The sequence below is a fragment of the Embleya sp. NPDC056575 genome, from assembly GCF_042793325.1.
Classification (GTDB): Bacteria; Actinomycetota; Actinomycetes; order Streptomycetales; family Streptomycetaceae; genus Embleya.
The window spans coordinates 1-21,930 of the sequence record NZ_JBHTVA010000004.1 but is presented as its reverse complement, the minus strand read 5'-3'; the positions used below and the strand labels follow the sequence as shown (position 1 = coordinate 21,930).

22 protein-coding genes and 1 pseudogene are annotated in these 21,930 nt (G+C 70.4%); 6 read left to right on the top strand and 17 right to left on the bottom strand.

Annotation, left to right across the window (positions count from 1 at the left end; genetic code table 11):
* Positions 1-181: 181 nt before the first annotated feature.
* Complete coding sequence (locus ACFRCG_RS03975; protein ID WP_380028494.1) at positions 182-835, bottom strand: GAP family protein; 654 nt, start codon at positions 833-835, stop codon at positions 182-184.
* A gap of 172 nt (positions 836-1,007) precedes the next feature.
* On the opposite strand from ACFRCG_RS03975, the gene ACFRCG_RS03970 reads away from it, so the two are divergent.
* Positions 1,008-2,624 (top strand): MFS transporter, encoded by a 1,617-nt coding sequence (locus ACFRCG_RS03970; protein ID WP_380028492.1) that lies wholly within the window; start codon positions 1,008-1,010, stop codon positions 2,622-2,624.
* Between the two features lie 63 nt (positions 2,625-2,687).
* Here the strand turns inward: ACFRCG_RS03970 and ACFRCG_RS03965 are convergent, their stop codons facing one another.
* The 5 genes from ACFRCG_RS03965 to ACFRCG_RS03945 form a co-directional block, all read right to left on the bottom strand.
* The gene (locus ACFRCG_RS03965; protein WP_380028489.1) at positions 2,688-3,071 is read right to left on the bottom strand and encodes an SHOCT domain-containing protein; all 384 of its coding nucleotides are present in this window, start codon (positions 3,069-3,071) and stop codon (positions 2,688-2,690) included.
* Between the two features lie 263 nt (positions 3,072-3,334).
* On the bottom strand, positions 3,335-4,579 hold the full coding sequence (locus tag ACFRCG_RS03960; protein ID WP_380028487.1) for a hypothetical protein: 1,245 nt from the start codon (positions 4,577-4,579) through the stop codon (positions 3,335-3,337).
* Positions 4,580-4,887: 308 nt separating this feature from the next.
* Positions 4,888-5,172: an SHOCT domain-containing protein gene (locus ACFRCG_RS03955; protein WP_380001956.1), complete on the bottom strand. Its 285-nt coding sequence runs from the start codon at positions 5,170-5,172 to the stop codon at positions 4,888-4,890.
* 46 nt (positions 5,173-5,218) lie between these two features.
* Positions 5,219-5,662 carry a DUF6325 family protein gene (locus ACFRCG_RS03950; protein WP_380028485.1) on the bottom strand — a complete coding sequence of 148 codons (444 nt, stop codon included), beginning with the start codon at positions 5,660-5,662 and terminating at the stop codon, positions 5,219-5,221.
* Positions 5,663-6,041: 379 nt separating this feature from the next.
* Complete coding sequence (locus ACFRCG_RS03945) at positions 6,042-6,566, bottom strand: hypothetical protein (protein ID WP_380028482.1); 525 nt, start codon at positions 6,564-6,566, stop codon at positions 6,042-6,044.
* 543 nt (positions 6,567-7,109) lie between these two features.
* Here ACFRCG_RS03945 and ACFRCG_RS03940 point away from each other — a divergent pair.
* Positions 7,110-7,460 carry a hypothetical protein gene (locus tag ACFRCG_RS03940; protein WP_380028480.1) on the top strand — a complete coding sequence of 117 codons (351 nt, stop codon included), beginning with the start codon at positions 7,110-7,112 and terminating at the stop codon, positions 7,458-7,460.
* An 84-nt stretch (positions 7,461-7,544) separates the two neighbouring features.
* Here the strand turns inward: ACFRCG_RS03940 and ACFRCG_RS03935 are convergent, their stop codons facing one another.
* The 3 genes from ACFRCG_RS03935 to ACFRCG_RS03925 form a co-directional block, all read right to left on the bottom strand.
* Entirely contained in the window at positions 7,545-8,555 is a 1,011-nt protein-coding gene (locus ACFRCG_RS03935) for an aldo/keto reductase (protein WP_380028478.1), read from the bottom strand.
* A gap of 268 nt (positions 8,556-8,823) precedes the next feature.
* The gene (locus ACFRCG_RS03930) at positions 8,824-9,528 is read right to left on the bottom strand and encodes a helix-turn-helix transcriptional regulator (protein WP_380028476.1); all 705 of its coding nucleotides are present in this window, start codon (positions 9,526-9,528) and stop codon (positions 8,824-8,826) included.
* A gap of 521 nt (positions 9,529-10,049) precedes the next feature.
* A complete protein-coding gene (locus tag ACFRCG_RS03925; RefSeq protein WP_380028473.1) occupies positions 10,050-10,988 on the bottom strand; it encodes an RNA polymerase sigma-70 factor in 939 nt (312 codons plus the stop codon).
* Between the two features lie 169 nt (positions 10,989-11,157).
* Between ACFRCG_RS03925 and ACFRCG_RS03920 the strand changes: the two genes are divergently transcribed.
* From ACFRCG_RS03920 to ACFRCG_RS03910, 3 genes are all read left to right on the top strand, one after another.
* Positions 11,158-11,640, top strand: a complete 483-nt coding sequence (locus ACFRCG_RS03920) for a carboxymuconolactone decarboxylase family protein (RefSeq protein WP_380028471.1) — start codon at positions 11,158-11,160, stop codon at positions 11,638-11,640.
* Positions 11,641-11,721: 81 nt separating this feature from the next.
* Positions 11,722-12,207 (top strand): carboxymuconolactone decarboxylase family protein, encoded by a 486-nt coding sequence (locus ACFRCG_RS03915; protein ID WP_380028469.1) that lies wholly within the window; start codon positions 11,722-11,724, stop codon positions 12,205-12,207.
* Between the two features lie 985 nt (positions 12,208-13,192).
* On the top strand, positions 13,193-14,014 hold the full coding sequence (locus ACFRCG_RS03910; RefSeq protein WP_380028467.1) for a hypothetical protein: 822 nt from the start codon (positions 13,193-13,195) through the stop codon (positions 14,012-14,014).
* A gap of 79 nt (positions 14,015-14,093) precedes the next feature.
* Here ACFRCG_RS03910 and ACFRCG_RS03905 read toward each other — a convergent pair whose 3' ends face one another.
* Positions 14,094-14,666, bottom strand: a complete 573-nt coding sequence (locus ACFRCG_RS03905) for a hypothetical protein (RefSeq protein WP_380028465.1) — start codon at positions 14,664-14,666, stop codon at positions 14,094-14,096.
* Between the two features lie 378 nt (positions 14,667-15,044).
* On the opposite strand from ACFRCG_RS03905, the gene ACFRCG_RS03900 reads away from it, so the two are divergent.
* Complete coding sequence (locus ACFRCG_RS03900; protein ID WP_380028463.1) at positions 15,045-16,229, top strand: methyltransferase; 1,185 nt, start codon at positions 15,045-15,047, stop codon at positions 16,227-16,229.
* Between the two features lie 772 nt (positions 16,230-17,001).
* Here ACFRCG_RS03900 and ACFRCG_RS03895 read toward each other — a convergent pair.
* From ACFRCG_RS03895 to ACFRCG_RS03865, 7 genes and pseudogenes are all read right to left on the bottom strand, one after another.
* Positions 17,002-17,811: a ferritin-like domain-containing protein gene (locus ACFRCG_RS03895; protein WP_380028461.1), complete on the bottom strand. Its 810-nt coding sequence runs from the start codon at positions 17,809-17,811 to the stop codon at positions 17,002-17,004.
* 178 nt (positions 17,812-17,989) lie between these two features.
* Positions 17,990-18,213: pseudogene (locus ACFRCG_RS03890) on the bottom strand (SRPBCC family protein).
* 64 nt (positions 18,214-18,277) lie between these two features.
* Positions 18,278-19,288: an aldo/keto reductase gene (locus ACFRCG_RS03885; RefSeq protein ID WP_380028459.1), complete on the bottom strand. Its 1,011-nt coding sequence runs from the start codon at positions 19,286-19,288 to the stop codon at positions 18,278-18,280.
* Positions 19,289-19,418: 130 nt separating this feature from the next.
* Positions 19,419-20,246, bottom strand: a complete 828-nt coding sequence (locus ACFRCG_RS03880) for an aldo/keto reductase (protein ID WP_380028457.1) — start codon at positions 20,244-20,246, stop codon at positions 19,419-19,421.
* 33 nt (positions 20,247-20,279) lie between these two features.
* Positions 20,280-20,603, bottom strand: coding sequence for a nuclear transport factor 2 family protein (locus ACFRCG_RS03875; protein WP_380028455.1), 324 nt, complete (start codon positions 20,601-20,603; stop codon positions 20,280-20,282).
* A complete protein-coding gene (locus ACFRCG_RS03870) occupies positions 20,600-21,022 on the bottom strand; it encodes a heme-binding protein (RefSeq protein ID WP_380028453.1) in 423 nt (140 codons plus the stop codon). The genes ACFRCG_RS03875 and ACFRCG_RS03870 overlap by 4 nt, the downstream gene beginning before the upstream one ends.
* Before the next feature lie 33 nt (positions 21,023-21,055).
* The coding region (locus tag ACFRCG_RS03865) for an MFS transporter (protein WP_380028451.1) at positions 21,056-21,930 on the bottom strand (875 nt) is incomplete at its 5' end.

The following is a 21,930-nucleotide window of genomic DNA, read 5'->3' as shown; positions in this document are numbered from 1 at the left end:
GACGCTCCCTCCCTCGCACCACCCGCCCGTGAGATCAACATCCCAGCGGGCACGACCGCGACGCGATGGGGACTTCCCCACGCACCACCCGCGACCTCGCGCATCGTGAGCGCTTCCGGGCGTCAGGACGTAGGTTTCGCCCGCGCCGCGTGGTGAGGGCTTCGCCGACGAGGCGTCCGAGCTACGCGAGCGTGACGAGTTCGTACGTGCTCGTGCCGGCCAACCACAGGCCCAGCAGCAGCGACACCACGACGATCGCCTGGTCCTGGTGGGTATTGACGGCCGTGCGCAACCGTTCGAGCTCGATGTGTGCCCGGGTCGGCGCGAACGTGGCGTACAACTCCATCCCGAACAAAGTGGCCGTGGCGAGCACGAAGTAGCCCATCAGGGCCACGAACGTGGCGGCCGAGGAAAGGTCCGCGTTCATCACGGTGGCCCCACCCGCGGCGACCATCGCCCACGGCTGCAGCAGGATGGCGAGGCCGGCCGCGGTCCACCCGGAAACGCGATCCAGCCGTGCCATCCACTTCGGTTCTCCCCGGGAGCGGGTCGCGCCTCGGCGTCGTTTGCGCTCGCCGTAGACCACCAGCGCGATGCCCACGGTCAGCTTGACCACGAGACTCGCCGTGGAGGGCGCGCTGTGTCGCGAAGGCGGAACGCCCCCGGTCAACAGCAGCACCCCCGCGACCACCACGACGAGTTCCACGAGCCAGGTCAGGGTGAACACGAGCCCTTTCAGCAATCCCCTGTTCGCGGACAACAACAGGATGAACGCGGAGTTGTGCATCGGCCCCAGGGTGATGGCCGTTCCGATGAGGACGAGATCAAGGACCATGGTTGTCCTCGTGTGGGTGAATGCGGATCGGGGTCGCGTGAGAGCGTGTCAACGCACTCGGTACCACCCGTCGGGTCCCGCTACACAACAATTCGGAGCCGGTGCCCGCCATCCGGCTGACGTTGCGGCGCGGCGGATCGGGGCTCTTGTCGGGCGCTGGAACCATGTGGTCATGACAGCCGCGATGGGCAGGCCGGTGCGCTCCTCGGGGACGCGCCTGGTGCTGGTCCCGCTGGTCCTGGGGCAATTCCTGATGGCCCTGGACAGTTCTGTCATGAACGTGTCGATCGCGACGGTGGCCGAGGACGTGGGCACGACGGTGACCGGCATCCAGGGCGCGATCACGGCCTACACGCTCGTGATGGCGATGCTCATGATTCCGGGCGGCAAGGTCGGCGGGCTCATCGGTCGTCGGCGTGGGTTCATGATCGGTTGTGGCATCTACGGGTGCGGTTCGCTGACCACCGCGCTGGCCCCGAACCTGCCGGTGTTGCTGCTCGGTTGGGCGGTATTGGAAGGAGTCGGTGCGGCGCTCATCCTGCCCGCGATCGTGGCGTTGGTGGCGGGAAACTTCCCGGCGGAGCGTCGCCCTTCCGCATACGGGCTCGTTGCCGCCGCGGGGGCGGTGGCGATCGCCGCGGGTCCGCTGATCGGTGGCGTGGCGACCACGTACTTCTCGTGGCGCTGGGTCTTCGCCGGCGAGGTTCTGCTCGTGGCGGTGATCCTGGTACTCGCGGCCCGGGTCGCCGACGCGCCCGTCGCGGCGCGAGAGCGCCTGGACGTCCTCGGCGCCGTGTTGTCCGCCGGTGGGCTCGGGCTCTTCGTGTTCGGGGTGCTCAAGTCGGCGGAGTGGGGGTGGTTTCGCCCCAAACCCGAAGCGCCCGCCTGGTTGGGGGTGTCGCTGGTCGTCTGGCTGATGTTGTCCGGGATGGCCCTGGTGAGGCTCTTCCTCTCCTGGGAGACCCGTCTGTCGGCTCGGGGCGGGGATCCGCTCGTGGACCCGGCGATGCTGCACAATCGGCAACTCACCGGCGGCCTGACGATGTTCTTCTTCCAATACCTCGTGCAGATGGGCGTGTTCTTCGTCGTTCCGCTCTACCTGTCGATCGCGTTGGGCCTTTCGGCGTTGGCGACCGGCGCCCGTATCCTGCCGCTCTCGCTCACACTGCTGGCGGCCGCGATCCTGATTCCGCGGTTCCTTCCGAACGTCTCGCCGCGGCGCGTGGTGCGACTCGGAATCCTCGCGCTGCTCGCGGGGGCGGTGGCCATGATGGCCGCGCTGGACGCGGACGCCGGCCCCGAGATCGTCACCGTGCCCCTGTTGTTGATCGGACTCGGTATGGGCGCTCTGGCGTCGCAGCTCGGCTCGGTCACGGTATCCGCGGTCCCCGACGAGCGGAGCGCGGAGGTCGGCGGCGTACAGAACGCGGTCACCAACCTCGGTGCCTCGATCGGGACGGCGCTCGCGGGATCGCTCCTGATCGCCGCCATGACCTCGTCGTTCCTGAGCGCCATCGAGCACAATCCGGCGATTCCGGCGTCCGTCGCGAGCCAGGCGACCGTCGAACTCGAAGGCGGCGTCCCCTTCCTGTCGGACGAGCAGCTCACCTCCGCCCTCGACAAAGCCGGCACGACCACGGAGGTGAAAGACGCGGCCATCGAGGCGAACGACGCGGCCAGACTCGACGGCCTGCGGGCCGCACTCGCCGTCCTCGCCCTCAGTGCCCTCCTCGCCCTGTTCTTCACCGGACGCATCCCCACGACCCAACCCCGCTCGACCCGGCCCTAGCGACAACAGACGAACGCGAACGCAAGGACGCGTTCGTCCGATGTCGAACGTCGGACCGCGATCTCAGGCCAGGATCTTGGCCTTGGCCCGTTCGTATTCCTCGACCGTGATGTCACCGTCGTTCCTGAGCTGGGCGATACGGGCCAGTTCGTCGGACGTGCCGGGCGTGGCGGCCGCCTCGCGCACATATGAGCGGAACTCCTCCTGCTGCTGAGCGACCCTGCGTCGGTCGCGTTCGCCCATGCCGCGCCCGCGCGCGACGAAGTACACGAAGACGCCGAGGAACGGCAGGACCACGCACAGAACCAGCCAGCCCGTCTTGGCCCATCCACTGAGCGAGTCATCGCGGATGATGTCCCGGAAAACGTGGAAGAGGAGCATGATCCAGAGGATCCACAAGAAGAACCAGAGCATGGTCCAGAACGCGTTGAGAAGTGGATAGTCCATGATCGATCTCCTTCGATCAATCCCGACGGGATCCGCGAGGCCTTCCGGGAAGGCGGAGCCGCCGCCCACCTCGCCGTTGCGGGTGGGGCCAGGAGCACCGGGACTGTGGTCCGTCCACACGGGGTGGGCACGACGCCCGCGCGGAACACGTACGCGCCGCGATCGGCGACAACCATCCACCGTCACGGTGGTCCAATATCCAGTTTACGGCGGGATCTCACCCGATAGCCTCATCCGGCGCGCACCGACGAACTGCCCGGGGATCACGGCACACCGCCACCGACCGGGCCCGGCCGCCCGTTGTGGGCGTGAGTCCGCGAGAGCGTCGTTCGTCCCGTCGCGGCCAACAGCGCGATGATCGCGAGCAGGGCGAGAAGTACGGCCACGAGCAGCACGATCGTCCACGCGGTCGGGCGATTCCACAGGGCGAACCACAGGGCGATGACGAGGAGCGCGCCGATGGCGAGCCACCGTCGGTGGGCGGCCACCCAGGTGCCCGTCTTTCCCGTATGCAGCCCGTGCTTGTCGGCCCACCGCGCCACGGAGCCGGCCGCGCGCTCCATCGAACCGCGCACGGCCCGCGGAAGTCGGCCCGTCCCGGACAGGTAGGCGCCGAGGGCGACGACCAGACCCAGCACGATCCCGGTGCGGACGCTGTTCTTCAAAAAGCGCAGCAGCGTGTCGAAGATCGCCGAGGCGGCGGCGGGGGACTGTACCTGGGCGGGCAGGTGATCCAGATAGAAGCGTCGCGCGATCGCCAGGGCGATGGCCACGACCAGGCAGCCGAAGGCGACACCCAGGGCGGTGGTGACCAGGGCCCGGCGGCGACGCCGGGCCAGCAGTACCCCGATCGCGCCGAGCACAACGGCGATGATGGGCAACCAGTTGCCGAGCACGTCGAGCGCGTGTGCCGCATCCTGGAACTTCTGCAGTTTGTCGGACTGGACGAGCACCATCTGCTTGTCGACGTCGGGAATCTTGTCCGCGGGGCTGACCCCGGCGTTCACGAGGTCTTGTTTGACCGTGTCCACCGCGGCGCCGACATCGAGGGTGACGGTGCCCTCGTTGACCCCGACCGCGCCCCGGCCCTTGCCGGTGAGCGCGTGGTCCAGCGCCGAATGGGCGGCTCGGTTGGCGTTCTTCCAGACCGTCTCGAACCTGTCGCTCTGGGTGAAGCGCGTCGCCACCTTGTGGGCGGCCTGGGTCGCGGCGTCGTCCAACTGCGGTGCCAGCGACTTCACGGCGTTGCCCACTCGAGGTGGCAGCCCCTGGGACTCCAACCAGGCCGCGAGGTCCGAGGTGACCTCTTTGCCGTCGACCCGAACGTCGACCGCCTTGGTGATCCTGTCGGCCGCGGCGGATTCGATCGCCGGGTTCGACGCGAGGGGGGCGACCGTCTCGACGTACCTGTCGGTGTCCAGCACGATGTCGTGCACCCACACCGTGATCAGTGAGAGTGGTACCAGGACGCAGGTCAGTGTGATCAACACGGCCGAAACGATGCTCATCACGATTCGCCCCGCGCGCGAGCCTCGATGATGGACCGGCGTGCTGACGACCCGGGCAGACCCGGTATTGGGAGGCTCCGACGGCGTACTCATACCACTCTCCGGGCGACGGTGGAAGTGTTGCCATACGAGTCGAATATGCGCGAAGCGTGCGGGATCACGCACGTTGAGTTACGCCTACCGGGGTGGTCGGAAGCCGAGTCTTCGGGCGGAATCCGCCTGTCGAGTCGTATTGCACGCGGGACGGGGGATCGGGCGGTTCTCGGGCGCCCCGAATTCCGCACCGCCCGACGCTTGCGTCGAGCGAGTCAGGAGCCGAGGATCGCGGCCTTTTGGGCCTCGAACTCGCTTTCACTGAGTACGCCTTGTTGCTTCAGCTCGCCCAACTCCTTGAGCTGGGCGAGCTTGCTGCTCATGTCGTCCGCCGGTGCGGACGGTGCGGGTTCGGCGGCATAGGCGGGTCCGGGTGCGGGTTGCTGCGGTTCCTGCTGGGCCCAACGCCCGGCCTGGCGCCGGGAGACTCGGTTGGAGACCGCGGTGGCGGTTCCGGCGACGACGGCGGTGCGGGCGATGCCGCGAAGAAGCCCTGGCATGATCTGTCTCCTGTGCTGGTGCGGGAACGGCGTCGTGGAAAGCGACTCAGGCCCTGCTCTCGGCGGCGTCGAGCGATGCCAGAATCTCCTGGACCGGAATACGTCCATTGGCGACGAGCCGGGCTCCGCCACGTCGCAGGGCCGCTGCGAGCGGGCCCGCCCACACGTTCTCGTAGACGAGGACGGCCGCCGCGTTGCCGGGCTCCAGTACCTTGCTCGCGTCGTCGATCTCGTCCTGACCGAGCAGCCCCGAGGAGGCGCCCTCGAAGACGGCGAGGTCGAGATCGTCGTCGCCGGTCAGGTCGGCGACCTCGACTCCTTGGACCGTTCCGTCCGCGTTCTTGCGGACGAAGAGCAGATCCAGCACCCGGATGATGCCACGGTCGACCAGATCGATCAGGAGGGGCAGTCCCTCGCCGGTCATCCGATTCCCGGGAAACTCGATCACCAGGTAGTCGATCGGGCCGGGCTCGTAGGGTTCGTTGCTCATGTCGGCTCCTTGTCCGCTCTGGTCGTCGACGTGTGTCGGGTGGGGGCCACCCCTGCGCTTTCGCGGTGTGCGACAGCGCCGCAACCGACGGTGATCGTCGCCTTCGTCATTTCAGCAGCGGACGGCCGGCGACGCATCTCGGCTCACGTTCGACTCCCCGGGCCGGGGCGACCCTCCTCGCGTCGGCGTCGAGGCAGGCAAACCGCAGGCAAGCCGATGTGCCCGGCGACAGGCTGCTCCGGAGCCGCACGAAAGAATCGCCGGGTCGGTGCTCCACGCGGAGGACATCATCACCTCGCCGCTCGAAGCGCCGGGGTGCTCGGACAAGGCCGTCCGCGGACGGCGGCCCCGCCGGCGACAAAACCCCGCCCGGGGGCGGTCAGTGGCCCAACGCCGCCTTCGCGGCAACGATGATCAGGCCGAGGAGGAGGTTCACGGCCCCCTCGGCGACCACCTGCATACGGCCGGCGCCGGCGGCGACGGCACCGAGGGAGGCCCAGACGACCTGTTGGGCCACGGCAACACCGAGGGCAAGCCACGCGGTGGTGCCGAGGCCGAGGCCCAGGAGGGGGCTCCCGGCCACAACCACGGCGGGGAGCACGGCTGCTTCGACGATGGACCGCTCGTGGCGTGCGACTCGGCGCACTTCGACGAAGTCGGGTCGTTGACCGTCCAGTCGTTCGCCGGCCAGGCGCGCGTAGACGTGGGCGGCCCAGAAGACGAGACCGGTGACGATGAGCAGGAGGCTGAGCTGCAGTCGTGGATACTTGCCCAGGGTCCCGGCGGTGGCCACCACGGAGGCCGCGAGCAGGGATCCGTACACGGCACCGGCGTAGTCGGTCCGGAACGTGCGCGTCGCGCCCGAGCCTCGCGACCTCTCGGACGGTTCGTGGGAGCGGGCCATGACTTCACAGTAGAAGGCGAAAGCAAACGACGCCTGTCACCGTCCCGGCCGAGCCGTGATCCCGAGGACGTCCGACCCACGGATCGGCCGTGGACCGCCACGAGACCGCGCCCTGGCCGAACTCACCCTCTCGGACAGGGCCTGCGACACCGGCCGCCGTACCCGCCTCACCACCGCCCCACGACGGCCGTTCGCCACGACCAGTGGCAGCACCGCGACAACCACTCGTTGAGCGCGGTGATAATCGGCCAACCTGTGGATCGGGACGGGTGTTTCGGGGGCGAGGTGCACCCGGTGTACCTGGGGACGGGCAGCCGGCCGGGGTCGAGCATCGACGGCCGGCGTCATCGTGGCCGGTGGGCGGTCGTTCGCCGTACGGCCGATTACGAGCGTCGCGGCTCACGGTGCCCTTGTTCGCAGGCGGGTTCGCCGCGAGACTCCCTCGTGTGCGCACCACGGCCGGCCGGGGCGAGGAATGGAACCCGTCTCCGGCGCCGGCCATTGGTTCCGTCCCATCGGACGAACATCCGGGAGCGTAATCCCATGTCGCGATCGAAACTCCGGTCCGTGCTGCTCGGTCTGGGCACCGCGGCCGCCATGCTCGCCACCACCCAGGCGACCGCCGTGGCAACCGAGACCTCTGCTCCGACGACGGTCTCCCCGGCCACGAGCTATTCCTGCACGGTCCCACCCGGCTACACATACACCGCTGCCACGCTCGTGACGTTCTGCGGAGGTACCGCCCTCAGCCCGTACTACACGATCGAACTTCCCAGCACGGGACTGTGGGCCTGTCTCGTCCCGCCGGGCTTCACCTACACCCAGACCACGAAGGTCACCTGGTGTGACCCTCACGGCCGAATGACCAACCAGTACCGTCTCCTGAAGCTCTGACCGATCGTTGTCGACCGACGCGGGGCGGGTGCCACGACCGCCCCGCGTCGGATGCGCCGATCGACGAGACGAACCACCGCGGGTTCAGTGTGCGGCGTCCAGTTTGGCGCGCTGTTCCCCGGTCAGCTCCAGGTCCACGGCCGCCAGACTCTCCTCCAGTTGCGCCACCGAGGACGCGCCGACCAGGGGGATGACCGGTATCTCGCCGCCGATGAGCCAGGACAGCACCACCTGATTGGGGGTTGCGCCGGTTTCGTCGGCCACCTGGTGCAGCGCCGCGAGGCGGGCGGGCGTGCCCGCGTGGTCGAAGCCGGCGTCCAGGGGCTTGTCCGGGCGTACGTAGGCGCCGCCCAGCAGCGGGGAGTAGGCGACCAGCGCGAGGCCGGGCTCGGCCCGCACATAGCTGAGCAGATCACCGGAGACCGTGCCGATCTCCCCGTCCGGGGAGCGCCTGCCGGGCAGGTCCCCCCGTCGCCGCAGATAGCTGTGTTGGTACTGGAGAACCTCGTAGCCGGGCAGGTCCGCGGCGGCGGCCAGGTTCCTGGCCCGCTCCACGCTCCACGCCCAGTGGTTGCTGGCGCCCAAGAGGCCGACCGTGCCGTCCGCGACCAGTGCGCCGAACGCCTCGACGATCTCCTCCCACGGCGCTTCGGGGAACCCGATGTGCGCGTACAGCAGGTCCAGCTTCTCCACGCCGAGGCGCTCGCGGCTGGCGGCCGAGGCCTCACGGATCACCTTGGCGTTCACCCCCTCGACGCCGTCCGAGGGGACCAGCCTGCTCGTGGAGCCGGTCGGCTCGGTGGTGGCGGTGGGCCGGCCGCCGAGCTTGGTGGCGATGGTGATCTCCTCGCCGACGCCGCGGCTGCGCCGCCAGCGGCCGAGCAGCGCCTCGCTTTCCCCGCCTCGACTGCCGGTGTTCCAGTACGCGTAGTTGTTCGCGGTGTCGATGAACGTGCCGCCCGCCTCGACATACCGATCGAGAATCGCGAACGACGTCTCCTCGTCGATGGTCGTGCCGAACAACATCGCTCCGAGACTGAGCACGCTCACCTCGCGCCGCGTCGCCGGATCGGCGCCGATGGTGCGGTATTTCACGGGAGTTCCCTCTCATTCGGTCTGGCCGGTGGCAGCGTGAACAGCACTTCCGCAACACGCTCCGTGCGCTGAGAAATCGGCTCCGGCGCCCAACTCCGGAGAGGTCGACCGCACCCCCGGCCGCCCGAACCGCGGTCCTGAGCAGCCCACACCACACGACAGCGCGGGGATCCGGCTCGAAAGCCGGGGCACACAGCGGCGGCTTTCACATGGATGATCGTCACGTGGCCGTACCGCGATGGCGTAGAAGATTCTTGTGCGCCTTCACTCACCCCGGGCCGGCCGACCTCAGCATCGCCCGGACCGCGCTGGGTACCTGGCCCGTGTGCTGTCGGAACACGCGGGTCAGGTGGGCCTGGTCGGCGAAGCCGTAGGTGGCCGCCAGCGTCCGCAGTGAGGAGTCGCCCTCGGCGAGGTCTTCGGCCACGGCGCGGACCCGTAGCTGGTTGCGGTAGTGGTTGAGGGTCTGCCCGGTGACCCGATGGAAGACCCTGCTGAGGTGGAAGGGGGAGCAGCCCACCTGGCGGCCGAGTTCCTCCAGGCTCACCGTCAGCGGCCCATCGATCAGCACCGCCCGCGTGTGTTCGACCAGCCTGCGGTGCGCCCGGACAGTGGCGGCGCGCCGCCCGGTCCGTGCGGGAGCATGCGCGGTGGGGGCCGTGGTGAGCAGGTGATGTACCCGCTCGGCGACCTCGAAGCGGTCGATCCCGGCCCGGCAGGCGGAGACCAGCCGCCGATGGGCCAGATCGAGCGCGGCGGTAACCGGTACGACAGGATCGCGGGCCGGTGGCGGGAGGAGGTCACCGTAGACGTCCTGGCCGAGATCGAGCATCGTGCTGACGTCGCGGGTGTGGGCCGGATGGGCGAAGGCCACTTCATCGCCCTGGCGGAGCACGAATCCCGTGACCGGGTCGGTGAACACCTCACGGCCGTTGACCCGCGCCAAGAACCCGCCGGAGCGGACCAACAGCATCCGCGTGACCCCGACCTCGGGCTCGGAAACCAAGATCGGCGGACGAAACGACCGCCGATCGTCACAACAGATGATCTCGACAATGCCGAGGGACGAATCCTCCGCCAGAGGACGCCTGGCTCCCGCCCCGTCACCCAGGATCTCCCGACACATCGCGGCCACCCGCCCCAAACCCTCGATCCTCCCGGCGTCACCCACGGACCCACACAGCAAGCACCCACTCAGCCGTATTCCCCCGCGGTACCCCCGCCCGCCGACGTGCGATCCCAGGATGGATGGGGTCGTCATCCGCACCGGCGGCAGGCCGCCGAAGAAGCCGCCGGGACCGCGCGGCGGGCGGACTTCCCGGCAGGAACCCCGCGCACCGGCCACGCGCGAGTCCGAAGGCACGCCTCTGCGGCCTCGCGACGACGTCGCGGTGCCCCCTGAGTTCGCAGCCCGGCCGCACCACCCGTGCGCGGCTTCGTCGACACCCAGGCTCCGACCTGTGCGATCCAACTTCGTTCAAGGTTCGTTCAGGATCAGCGGCGCAGGGCGGTCTCCTGCCCGACGCGCGAAAGCTTTTCTGGGTTTCGCACGAAGTACAGCCCGGTGATCAGGCCGTCCTCGGTCCGCACCGTCACGACACCGTCCATCGCCTCGCCGGTCCGGATGATCAGCGCCGGGTGGCCGTTGACCTGGACCGACTGCGCCGACGCGGAGCCTGCGATCCTTCCCAGCCCCACCGTGAGCAGTTCGGAGACCGGGTCGAAGCCCACGATGGGTGACAGTGCGGCCGGAACGACTCCGCCGCCGTCGCTCAGGAAGACGACGTCGGGGGCGAGCAGGTCGAGCAGGCTCTGCAGATTTCCTGTTTCGACGGCCTGTTGGAAGGCGAGCAGGGCCACGCGGTTCTCGGCCGGGGAAACGGCCGCGCGCGGTCGGCGCGCGGCGACGTGGTTCCGTGCCCGGTGGGCGATCTGCCGGACGGTGACCCGATTCTTGCCGACGGCCTCGGCGATCTCGTCGTAGTCCAGGTCGAACACCTCCCGCAGCACGAACACCGCGCGCTCGGTCGGCGTCAGCGTCTCCAGCACCAGCAGCATCGCCATCGAGACGCCCTCGGCCAGTTCGACGTCCTCGGCGACGTCGGGAGCGGTCAGCAGCGGCTCCGGCAGCCAGGGGCCGACGTAGGTCTCCCTCCGCCGGCGCAGCGAACGCAGCCGGCCCAGCGCCTGGCGGGTGGCGATCCGGACCAGGTACGCGCGGGGTTCCCGCACGATCCCCGGGTCGACGTCCACCCACCGCATCCAGGTCTCCTGCAGGACGTCCTCGGCGTCGGCGGCCGAGCCGAGCATCTCGTAGGCCACGGTGAAAAGGAGGTTGCGGTGGGTGACGAAGGTGTCGGTGGCGCGATCCACGCTGTCCCCTTCGGCGCCCGGCCGGGTGGTCTCTTCGGTTCGGTCACTGCGCTCGCTCATCACCGGCTCCTGTCCGTTCCTCTTCGTGGTGCCACGCACGAGATGCCGGCCGTGCCCTCGGCGTGACATCCGATCCCGGTGACGTAAGCCACATCGCCACGGCGTCACGCGGCGCGGGTGGCCGGCATCTCCTGTACGACTTCGCCCGACGACGTGCAAGGAGCACACCATGACCGCTCGACTGAATCTGTTCGGCAACCCGATCGCGACCGCGGCCAGGGCCGCCACCCACTTCGGTGCGGCGAGCAGGACGATCCTGCAGGATTCGAGTCTGCCCGCCCCGACCCGGACGCTGGTGCTGCTGCGCGCGAGCCAGATCAACGGTGACGCCTACGCGACCGACGTGTGGACCAAGAACGCCGCTGCCGCCGGAGAGACCGCGGTCCGCGTGAATCTGGTCGCCGCCTGGCGCGAGTCCACGGTCTTCACCGACGCCGAACGCGCGGCGCTGGAACTGACCGAGCAGGGCACCCGGATCGCCGACGCGGCCGGCGGCGTCGACGACGAGGTCTGGAACCGAGTACGCGAGCACTACGACGACGATCAATCGGCCGATCTGGTGATGCTCGTCGCCCTCATGAACGCGACCAATCGCATGTCGGTCATCGTCCGCCAGTCCGGTGGGGAGTACGAGCCCGCCGGCCTCGGTTAGCCGACGGTCGGCGTCCCCGATCCGCGATACCCCGCGCGCAGGCCCCGCGCGGAACCCGAACCCACAAGTGAGGACCCAACGATGGACCCCCGTTTCGACCTGATGGCCAACGACCTCGGCGCCAAGATCGCCAAGCGGATCTACAACGTCGCCCTGGCGATCGTCGACTCGCCGCTTCCCCGGACCACGCAGGACCTGGTGATGCTGCGCGCCAGCCAGATCAACGGCTGCGGCTTCTGCGTCGACTACCACACCAAGGACGCCGCTGCCGCCGGAGAAACCGCGGTCCGCGTCAACCTGGTCGCCGCCTGGCGCGAGTCCACGGTCTTCACCGACGCCGAACGCGCCGCGCTGGAACTGACCGAGCAGGGCACCCGGATCGCCGACGCCCACCCCGGCGTGTCGGACGAGACCTGGAGCCGCGTACGCGAGCACTACACCGACGACCAGATCGCCGCGCTCGTCTCCCTGATCGCCATGATCAACGCCAACAACCGGCTCAACGTGATCATCCGCAACCCCGGAGGCTCCTACCGGCCCGGCCAGTTCGCCGACATGGCCAACTGACCGGCACCCCCATCCCGCCCGCCGCCCGCACGGCTCCGCCACCGGCGCCGGGCGGGCCGTCGTCCCCGGCGTCGGGTGGGTCGGGGCCACGAGGGGCGTGAAACGTCCACCAGTTGCGCGCCCGCTCACCCGGACCGGCGACCATCGACGGAAGCCGCGGCCGCGTCGGCCTCCGAGCCCAGGCACAAAAACGCAGCCTCGCCAAACTCCACGCGGCACATCGGCCGACCGGTCAGGTCCGCGGTGTGCGCGACGCCGACCGAGGAGGAGACGGCCAGGAGCGTGTCCGCATGCGGGATGGGTCCTTCAACGGGACGCACAGGTCGAGCAGTTCACGCCCCGCGTCGGTACACGGCAGACGCACGATCGCGGCGAACTCGCCGCCGCCCAGGCGCGCGCCCAAGCCGCCTCGGCCGGAACACAGCGGTAAAGACGCCGCGCGAGAGCGACCAGAACTCGGCCCCCGGCGCCGTGGCCGTGACGGTCATTGATGTGCTGGACCACCACCGGTGCCACACCCAACCGTTGCGAGGCTTCGACAGGTTCGCGGGCGATGCAACGGCGGACACCGACACGCCCATGCCCTCGACGCCGACGCGGCTGCCGTACACGCGCCGGTACCGTGCGCCTCGCATGCGCCCGGCCCGACACGCCCGGGGCGCACGGATGTCATGTCGACGGAGCAGAGCACACCGACCATGCCGCAGGTGGCAATGACGCCGGCCGCGATCGCGGCGACCGCGGCCACCCCGCGTCCGTCGGGCGAGACGCCGGCGGAGCAGCAGAACCGGATCCGGCTGGGTATCGACGAGCAACTGGCGCAATCCTCACTCGCGACCCGGAACGACTGGAGCCTTCGATGGTTGGCACTGGGTCCGGACAACGCGAACATGGCGTACCTGGCCGCGAATCGCTCCGCCGACACGTTCGCCGTGGTCCTGCGCGGCACGGTCCCAACGTCACCGACCTGCTGGAGGACCTCGACGTGGGCACGGTGGTGCCGTTCACCGCCGTCGGCTCGCCACCCGCCCCGCCGGCCGTTTCCAAAGGCGCGATGGAGGCGTTCGCCCAGATCGTCACGATGAGCACGGCAGGCGTCACCCTGGTGAAGGCGCTCGCCGCCGCCCTCGCCGAGGCCGCGCCGAATCCCGCGGTCCACGTGATCGGTCACAGTCTCGGCGGCTGCGTCGCCACCATAATCGGGCCCTACCTTCGGGCACGGACCTGGCCTGATGCCACCCCGCGGTTCGGCATCCACACCTTCGCCGCCCCCACCGCCGGAGGCCCGGACTTCGCGACATACGTCGACTCCCCGGACTGGGTGGCCAACGAGCGTCACTACAACGACTGGGACCTGGTACCGCGGGCCTGGACCAATCTCGACGACGCCAAGAAGTGGTACCCCGATCCACCCGGACCGGCGGCGAACGACGACGTCAAGGCCGTGATCACCGCGATCGCCTCTCTGCCCGGTCCGCACGTCTACGCCCAGCCGGGCAACACCCACCGGTTGCATCGGAACTACAAGGACGACTACGACCATGGGCCAAGTCGCCTTCCAGCACGCCAACTCCACCTACCTGGGCCTGCTCGGCGCTTCCGATGTGCTGCCGGGCCCGGTGGTGCGGGCCGTCACCCGCAACACCGGAGACGCCGGCAGCGCGGTCGTCATGGCCGCCGAGGATGGTCGGGATCGCGAGGGCTTCGCCGACGGAGAACCCCGAGTCGCACCGCAGCCTCCGCACGGGCCAGGCGTCCGACTGGTTCCGGCTGGACCGCACTCGCAGCCAGAGGTCGCCATACGTGATCCTGGGCGACACGAATAGCCCGCACAGGCCCCGCGCCGACAGCCGATCGCCGCAGCAGCCCTGCGCCCGCCCGGCGGGCTACTCCCAGACCGTCGCCGCCATACGCACATGCGGCTCCACGGGCACCCCGAGTTCGATCTCCACGTACGCCACGTGGCCTTCGTCGGTCGCCACGCAGTAGCGCGCGCCCACCGCGGCGGCACTCGCCTGACGGCTGCCGTACTTCGCCAGCGCGGCCGTGCATTCCGCGGGCGTCGCGGCGTAGGCGCTTTGAGGCAGGCGAGCGACCGTCGCGGTCGGGCCTTCCGGGACCAGCGACGCTTGGCGGCCATCGAACAGCGCCACGAGGTCGGCACCCGCGGCGGACGGCATCGCCATGGGAGGCACGGCATCCAAGTCCAGGTATTGCAAACCGGGTTCCAGCACGAGACCGACGGAGCGCGTCAGCACCCTGGGCGGTGCGTCGGCGGGCTCGGACGCCTGCGGTGGAATGCCAGAAGCGGAACCACCAGGCGCCGCCGCTGTCCGGGAGGGCGAACGCGAGGCGCCCGTCGCGGCTTCGGCCGAGCCGTCGCCTCCACCGGACCACAAACCACCGGCCGCCCAGATCGTCACCACGATGCCGATGACCGGGAGGACGATCCCGACCACCCACCAAGCCCACTTCGGTTGGCTATGGTCGCTCACTCGATCCCCCGTCCGCTACGACCCTCGGCGCGTTCGCGACCCTAGCAGCGCCCTCCGCCAGGGCAGGCCGACTCGGCTCCGAGAGGCCCCGCTTCGTCGGCGACCTCCTCGACATGACCCCCGGCACCACCCACCGGTGAGCCGGTTGCGGCGGAATCTTGCGATCACGTGGTGTGGCCGACGATGCTCGGTCCGTGACGGTGAGTCGAGGGTAGGGGAGGGTCGCGCGGTGGGTGAGCACGAGGGGGACAAGGATTTCGGTCAGCAGAAGCCGAGTCCGGACGGTTCGAAGCCGGCGCCGATGCCGGGGCGGCACAAGAAGGACGACCCCAAGGACGGCAAGTGACCGAGCACGACCCGCTCGCGTACGCCCGACGGCTCGCGGACACCGTCGCGGCGGCGGTTCCCGGCCTGGACCCGCAGTGGCGCGAAGCGGTCGCGACCGTGCGTCGGGACCTGTTCCTGCCGGACCGCGTCTGGACCGACACCGAGCCCGTGGACCACTCCGTCGACGAGAAGGCGTGGTGGGAGGCGGCGTATGACGACATCCCGGTGGTCACCGCCATGGATCGCGCGCCGGGCCGTGAGGACTGGCCCATCTCGTCCGCGTCACAACCCTCGGTCGTCGCGGCGATGCTCGACCTGCTCGACCCCACCACCGGACCGTTCCTGGAGATCGGCACCGGCACCGGCTGGAACGCCTGCCTCCTGCGCGCGGCCACAGGCCGGGAAGTGGTCAGTGTCGAGATCGATCCGGACCTGGCCCGATCGGCCCGCGCCGCGTGCGAACGCGCGGGCATACGCCCGCACATCGTCACCGGCGACGGCGTTCTCGGTCACCCCTCTCACGCCCCGTATGCCGCCGTGGTCGCCACCTGTTCCGTGAAAACCGTCCCTGCGGCGTGGGTCGAACAGACCCGGCCCGGTGGGACGCTCCTGCTCCCGTGGACCTCGCCGTGGGTGTCGTACGGCATCGCCCGCCTGATCCGCGACGCCGACGGGGGAGCGACGGGCCCGTTCGCCGCGCTGGGCTCGTTCATGCCGCTGCGCGCCGCGGCGGCCGGGTACGACGCCGACCCGCCGCCCGTGGACCACGACGCCCCCACCCGCGAGCGTGTGTCGGACCTGGCACCGTGGGCGGTGCAACCGGAGGAGCCCGAGGCCGCGTTCGTCGTCGGCGCCACCCTGCCCGGACACCGCTTCCTCACCGCCCGTGCCCACGACCCGCAGCCGGGCGAGTGGTGCTGCACCCTTCGAGTGATCGACGCCACCGGTGCGAACTGGGCCGACGTCGACCACACCCGAGGCGAGGACCAGGGCCCGTTCCCGGTCACCGTGCACGGCGAACGCGACGTGTGGGCCGACATCGAACACACCCACGACCGATGGACCGCCCGGGGCCGCCCCGGGCCGGAACGCTTCGGCCTGCGCGTCGAACCGAACGGCGACCAACACGTGTGGTTCGACGACCCGTCCGGCCCGACGTGGCCCCTACCGGGAACGGACCGCCACACGACGAAGGTGTGAACCCGCACGTCAACGCGCGGACCGAAGTTGCGTGTGGCATTCGACGGCCGGGAGGTCGAGACCTCCGCCCAGATATTCGGGGATCCGGGCTCGGGACGATCCTTCCCGACGCCCCCTGCCGGCCTCGGACTGTCCAAAGGGCAACCGGCCGTGTTCCCTTTCGAGGCGTCACCGGTGCTGCTGCGCCGGACAGTGCTGCTCGACGGCTTCTGGGTCGACGTGCTGCGCGACCGGACCAAGGCGGATCCCGGTTGGGGCGTGCGGGGTGGCGGATCGCCGAATGCACCGCCGAGGGGCGACCGCTGCTGCTCCACGCCCCGGCGGGGTTTCTGCGGCTGCTTCGGTACGCGGTCACCGCCGATCGGGACTGACGGTCGTCCCCGGGTCCTTGCCGCCCGATGGCCGCCCAGGGCGTCCTGCAGGTGAGCGGGTCGCGGTACACGAACCCCCCGCGGGGCGCTACCAGGGCTCTTCTGGCCGCTGTCGGTCGACAACGGCACGAACGCGACCGTGGACGTGTACGACCACGCGGACTGCTTCCGAGCCGTACGTCCTCCGGCCGCCGTCGAACGCGGTCACCGACTCGACGTGCCCGCGCGGCACCTCCACCGACCCGGACCCGCGCGCCGTCGGGTGCGGTCAGGGCCGCGTCGATCGGCGTCGCCGCGTACGGTGACCGCGCCGGCGGTGGTGTCGGAGGTCATCGGGCCTTCCCCTTCCCGTGTCGGGCGCTGCGACGGCGGCCCGGCCCCGTGTCGGGCTCGCCGCCGGGTCAGTGTGTCCGATCCTGCTCTGGAGGAGGGCCTTGCGTGGCTCCGTCGGTGTTCCTCGGGCCCATGGCGTCGGTGCGTGTGGGCCGGCGCAGGCGGACCATGCGTCGGGTGCCCCACACCCTGTCGTAGGCGTACGTCATCCGGATGCCGACCCGCAGCGCCAGGCATTGGCCGCGCGACCAGCCGAGCAGACGGCCCATGCGGTCCATCACCGCGAGGCTCACGTCGCGGTTCACCTCGATCTCGGCGCGGGCGGTCCTGCGCAGGGCCCGCCCGATGTCCGCCCCGCCGTCGCGGGCGGACAGCCGCAGCAACTCCTCGTGGCAGTACGCGAGGTGATTCTCCTCGTCCTCGCAGATCATCCGGATGCCCCGGCCGATGTCGGGGTCGTCGCCGAGGTATCGGCGCAACATCCGCATGTCCTCCGCGGCGCGCTGCTCGGTTACGCGGCTGTGCACCAGGTATTCGACGATGTCGTCCTCGGTCAGCGGTTCGTCCCGGCGCAGCCGATCGTGGGCGAGGCCCAGTCCCCGGCGTTCGAGGAGCATGCAGTAGTCCGTCTCGGGCGGGACGTCGACCGGGTCGAGCCCGCGGCGGTGCAGCATGGCGTTGAAGATGCGCCCGTGCTTGTCCTCGTCGGCGCCGTGCCGGGCGATCTTGGGCGCCAGTTCCGGGTCGCGGGCCAGGGCGGCGATCCGCCCGTTCTCCCACCCGCCCTGGTTCTCGCCCTTCGCCGCGATGCTGCAGAACAGGCGGAACGCCTCGTCGTCCTGGTGGATCTGTCGAAGGATGTCGCGAGGACCGAGCACGGTAGAGCCTTCCATTCCCTCGGGGCTGCGGATACCGCGGATACTGCGGATACCGCCAAACCCCACCACCGGACCGGCCGGATACCGGCACAGTCGCCGGAGGTGCCCGAATACCACCTCTCCGCGAAGTGAAACCGCCCGATCCCGCGAGGTCGTCGCGCCCCCGAGTGCGCGGGCGTCAGCCGGTGAGGGTGGTGTGCAGCGCGTCGAGGCCGTCGCGGTGGATGCCGCTGAACGGGTCGACCGCCTCGCTCTCCTTGACGCCGTCGGGGGTGCCGCGTTCGAGCGTGGTGCTCTCGGGGATGTGGGGGAGCCAGTCGGGCAGGGAGTCGAATCCGCCGATCAGGTCCCATACGCGCTGCGGCGGGGCGGGCGGAATCCGCTCACGGACGTGGATGCCATGGTCTTTCTCCTGTTCGGGTTTCTCGGTTCGGGTGTGTGTTTCGGGTCGGGTGGTCGGCCGGGGTCAGGCGCCCTGGGGGAGCGGGGCGTCGGGGGCGACGAGGCCGGCGGAGCGCAGGTCGTGCCAGAACGCGACCGGGACGTCCGTGTTCAGGGCGGCGACGTCCTCGGCGATGCGACCGGGGCGGGTGGCGCCGGGGATGGCGGCGGCCGCCGCGGGGTGGGCCAGGGAGAACTGGAGGGCGGCGGCCTTGATGCCGATGCCGTGCCGGTCGGTGAGGGCCTTGAGCCGCGCGACTCGCTCGACGATCTCCGGCGGGGCCTGCTGGTACTCGAAGTGGCTGCCGCCGGCGAGCACGCCGGAGCTGTACGGTCCGCCGACGATCATGTCGACGTTCGCCGCCTGGGCCATCGGCAGCAGGCGCCCGAGGGCGTGTCGGTGGTCCAGGAGGGTGTAGCGGCCGGCGAGCAGGAATCCGTCGGGTCGGGGCTCGTCCAGGGCCAGGGTCAGCTCGATCGGCTCGGTTCGGTTGACGCCGAGTCCCCAGGCCTTGATCACACCTTCGTCGCGGAGTCGGGAGAGCACCCGGAAGGCACCGGTACGGGCCTCCTCGTACTTGTGCAACCACAGGTCGCCGTGGAAGTCCTGGGCGATGTCGTGGACCCAGACGATGTCCAGGCGGTCGACACCGAGGCGCTTCAGGCTGCCCTCGATCGAGCGCTCGGTGGCGTCGGCGGTCCACTGGTGGAGCATGCGGTTGGCGTTGCCGTGTTCGAACAGACCGCCCTTCTCGCCGAATTCGCGGTCTCCCGTCTCGTGCTCGTCGAGGACGACGCGGCCGACCTTGGAGGACAGCACATACGAGTCGCGGGGCTTGGTCGCGAGGAGCGCCCCCAGGCGCTCCTCGGCGAGTCCGGCCCCGTAGAAGGGGGCGGTGTCGTAGAAGCGGATGCCCTGGTCCCAGGCGGCCTCGACGGTGGCGGCGGCCTCGTCGTCGGGTATCGCGCGGAACATGTTGCCGAGGGGGGCGGTGCCGAAGCCGAGTCGGCCGGGGAGGAATTCGCGGAGGGACATGGGATGCCTCTTTCGATGTTCGACGGGTGTTTCGCCGGTGGGGGGTGTGGGGTGTCCCCGATGTGGGGAGCCGGGGCGCGGCGGGCCGTTTCGGGTGGGCCGGGGTCGTTCGCGACGGCCCGGCGCGTGCTCAGTCGAGCCGGTCCGGGTGGGGGCCGGTGCGCAGGCCGCGGTCGCCGGCGGCGATCGTGGCCATGTCCTCGTCGGTGAGCGCGAAGTCGAACACGTCGAGGTTCTCGCGGATGCGGGCCGGGGTGACCGACTTCGGGATGACGATGTTGCCGAGCTGCAGGTGCCAGCGCAGCACCACCTGCGCCGGGGACTTGCCGGTGCGGGCCGCGATGGCGGTGATCGCCTCGTCGTTCAGGACGGCGCCCTGGGCGAGCGGGCTCCATGCCTCGGTGGCGATGCCGTGTTCGGCGTGGAAGGCGCGCAGCTCGGCCTGCTGGAGACCGGGGTGCAGCTCGATCTGGTTGACGGCGGGCACGAGGTCGCTGTCGTCCAGCAGGCGTCGCAGGTGGGCGGGTTGGAAGTTGGACACGCCCGCCGCGCGGATGCGGCCCTCGGCGGCGAGGCGCTCGATGGCGCGCCAGGAGTCGAGGTAGAGGTCGCGGGCGGGGGCGGGCCAGTGGATCAGGTAGAGGTCGACGGTGTCGAGGCCGAGCTTGGCGAGGGCGGTGTCGAAGGCGCGAAGGGTGCGGTCGTAGCCCTGGTCGGCGTTCCACAGCTTGGTGGTGACGAACAGTTCCTCGCGCGGGAGTCCGGAGCCGGCCAGGGCCCGACCGACGCCGGTCTCGTTGCCGTAGATCGCGGCGGTGTCGATGCTGCGGTAGCCGGCCTCCAGGGCGTCGGCGACGGCGGTGGTGGTCTGCTCCTCGCGGACCTGGAAGACGCCGAAGCCGAGCTGTGGGATCTCGACGCCGTTGTTCAGCTTCACGGTGGGGATGGTGGTGCTCACGGTGGTGCCGTTCTCTCGGTTGGTGGGGGTCCGCTACAGAATGTTTCGGGAAATTGCGGGGATCCTGGGGGAGTTCGGGGAGTTCGGGGAGCTCAGAGAGCCCAGAGAGTTCGGGCCGCCCGTCCGGTCCGCGCGCTCGGTGAGCGTGTACCTGACGGTCTGGGCGGCGATCGGGCCGTCGCGGAAGGCGTAGGTGTCGATCCCGTCGATGACCCGCCGAACCCCGTCGTGGCCGCGGAAGGTTCCGGCGGGGGTGATCAGTACGGCGTCGGCCGTGTGGTTCCCGGCGATCAGGTCGAGATCTCCGGTGGCGAGTCGCCGTCCGTCCGCGAAGGTCTGCTGCGGAGTGCGGGTCATCGGGCGAGCTTCGCCAGCGCCGCGGTGGCGAAGCCGTGGTCCTGCTCGGGGGCGCCGCCGCCGACGCCGACGGCGCCGATGAGCCGGCCGTCGCGGTGTACGGGGACGCCGCCGGCGATGAACAGCAGGGGGCGGTCGAGTGCGGTGGTCAGCGAGTGGAACGGGCCGTCGGGCTTGACGAGATCGACCAGATCGGCGGTCGGGGCGTTCAGCTGCAGGGCGGTGTAGGCCTTGCGGGTGCTGGTCTCGCCGGCGATCAGGACGGCCCGGTCGTCGCGGCGGAAGGCGAGCGGGTGCCCGCCCGCGTCCAGGACGGTCACGCCGACCGCGACCCCGGCCGCCTCGGCGGCGGTACGGGCGGCCGTGATCAGGGTCTCGGCGTCGGCGGTGGTCAACGGGGTCACGGGGGTGGTGTTCATGGTGGTGCTCTCCTGCGTGTGGGGGATGGGGGGTCAGTGGTGGACGGGGACGCGGCCGGCGGCGGTCGGGGGGACGCTCGCGGGGTCGGCCGCCTCGGTTTGCCGCGCCGAGGTGCGACGCTCGAGGGCGGCGGACCACAAGGCGAGGACGAGGGCCGCGCCCGCGAGAACGGCGCCGACCCAGTTCGGGGCGGTGTAGCCGAGCCCGGCGGAGATGACCATCCCGCCGAGCCAGGCGGCGAGCGCGTTGCCGAGATTGAAGGCGCCGATGTTGACGGCGGAGGCCAGGGTGGGCGCGCCGTGGGCCTGGTCGAGAACCCGCTTCTGGAGCGGCGGAACGGTGGCGAAGCCCAGCGCGCCGACCAGCAGGATGGTCACCGCGGCCAGAATTTTGTTGTGCGCGGTGACGGTGAACAGCGCCAGCACCACGGCGAGCCCGCCGAGGGTGACGTACAACATCGGCATCAGCCTGCGGTCCGCGAACCGGCCGCCGAGCAGGTTGCCCAGGAACATGCCGACCCCGAACAACACCAGCAGCCAGGTGACCGCGCCGTCCGAGTAGCCGGCCGTGTGGGTCATCATCGGGGCGATGTAGGTGATGGCGGCGAAGACACCGCCGAAGCCGAGCACCGTCATCGCCATCGCGAGCAGCACCTGCGGGTTGCGGAACGCGGTCAGCTCCCGGCGCAGATGGGCGCCCTCCGGGCGGGGCATGGCCGGCACCAGCCTCGCGATGCCGAGCAGGCCGATCACGCCGAGCGCGGCGACGCCCGCGAAGGTGACCCGCCAGCCGACGGCCTGGCCGATGAAGGTGCCCAGCGGTACGCCGACGATGTTGGCGACGGTCAGTCCGGTGAACATGGTGGCGATGGCGCCGGCCTTGCGGTCGGGCGCCACCAGGCCGGCGG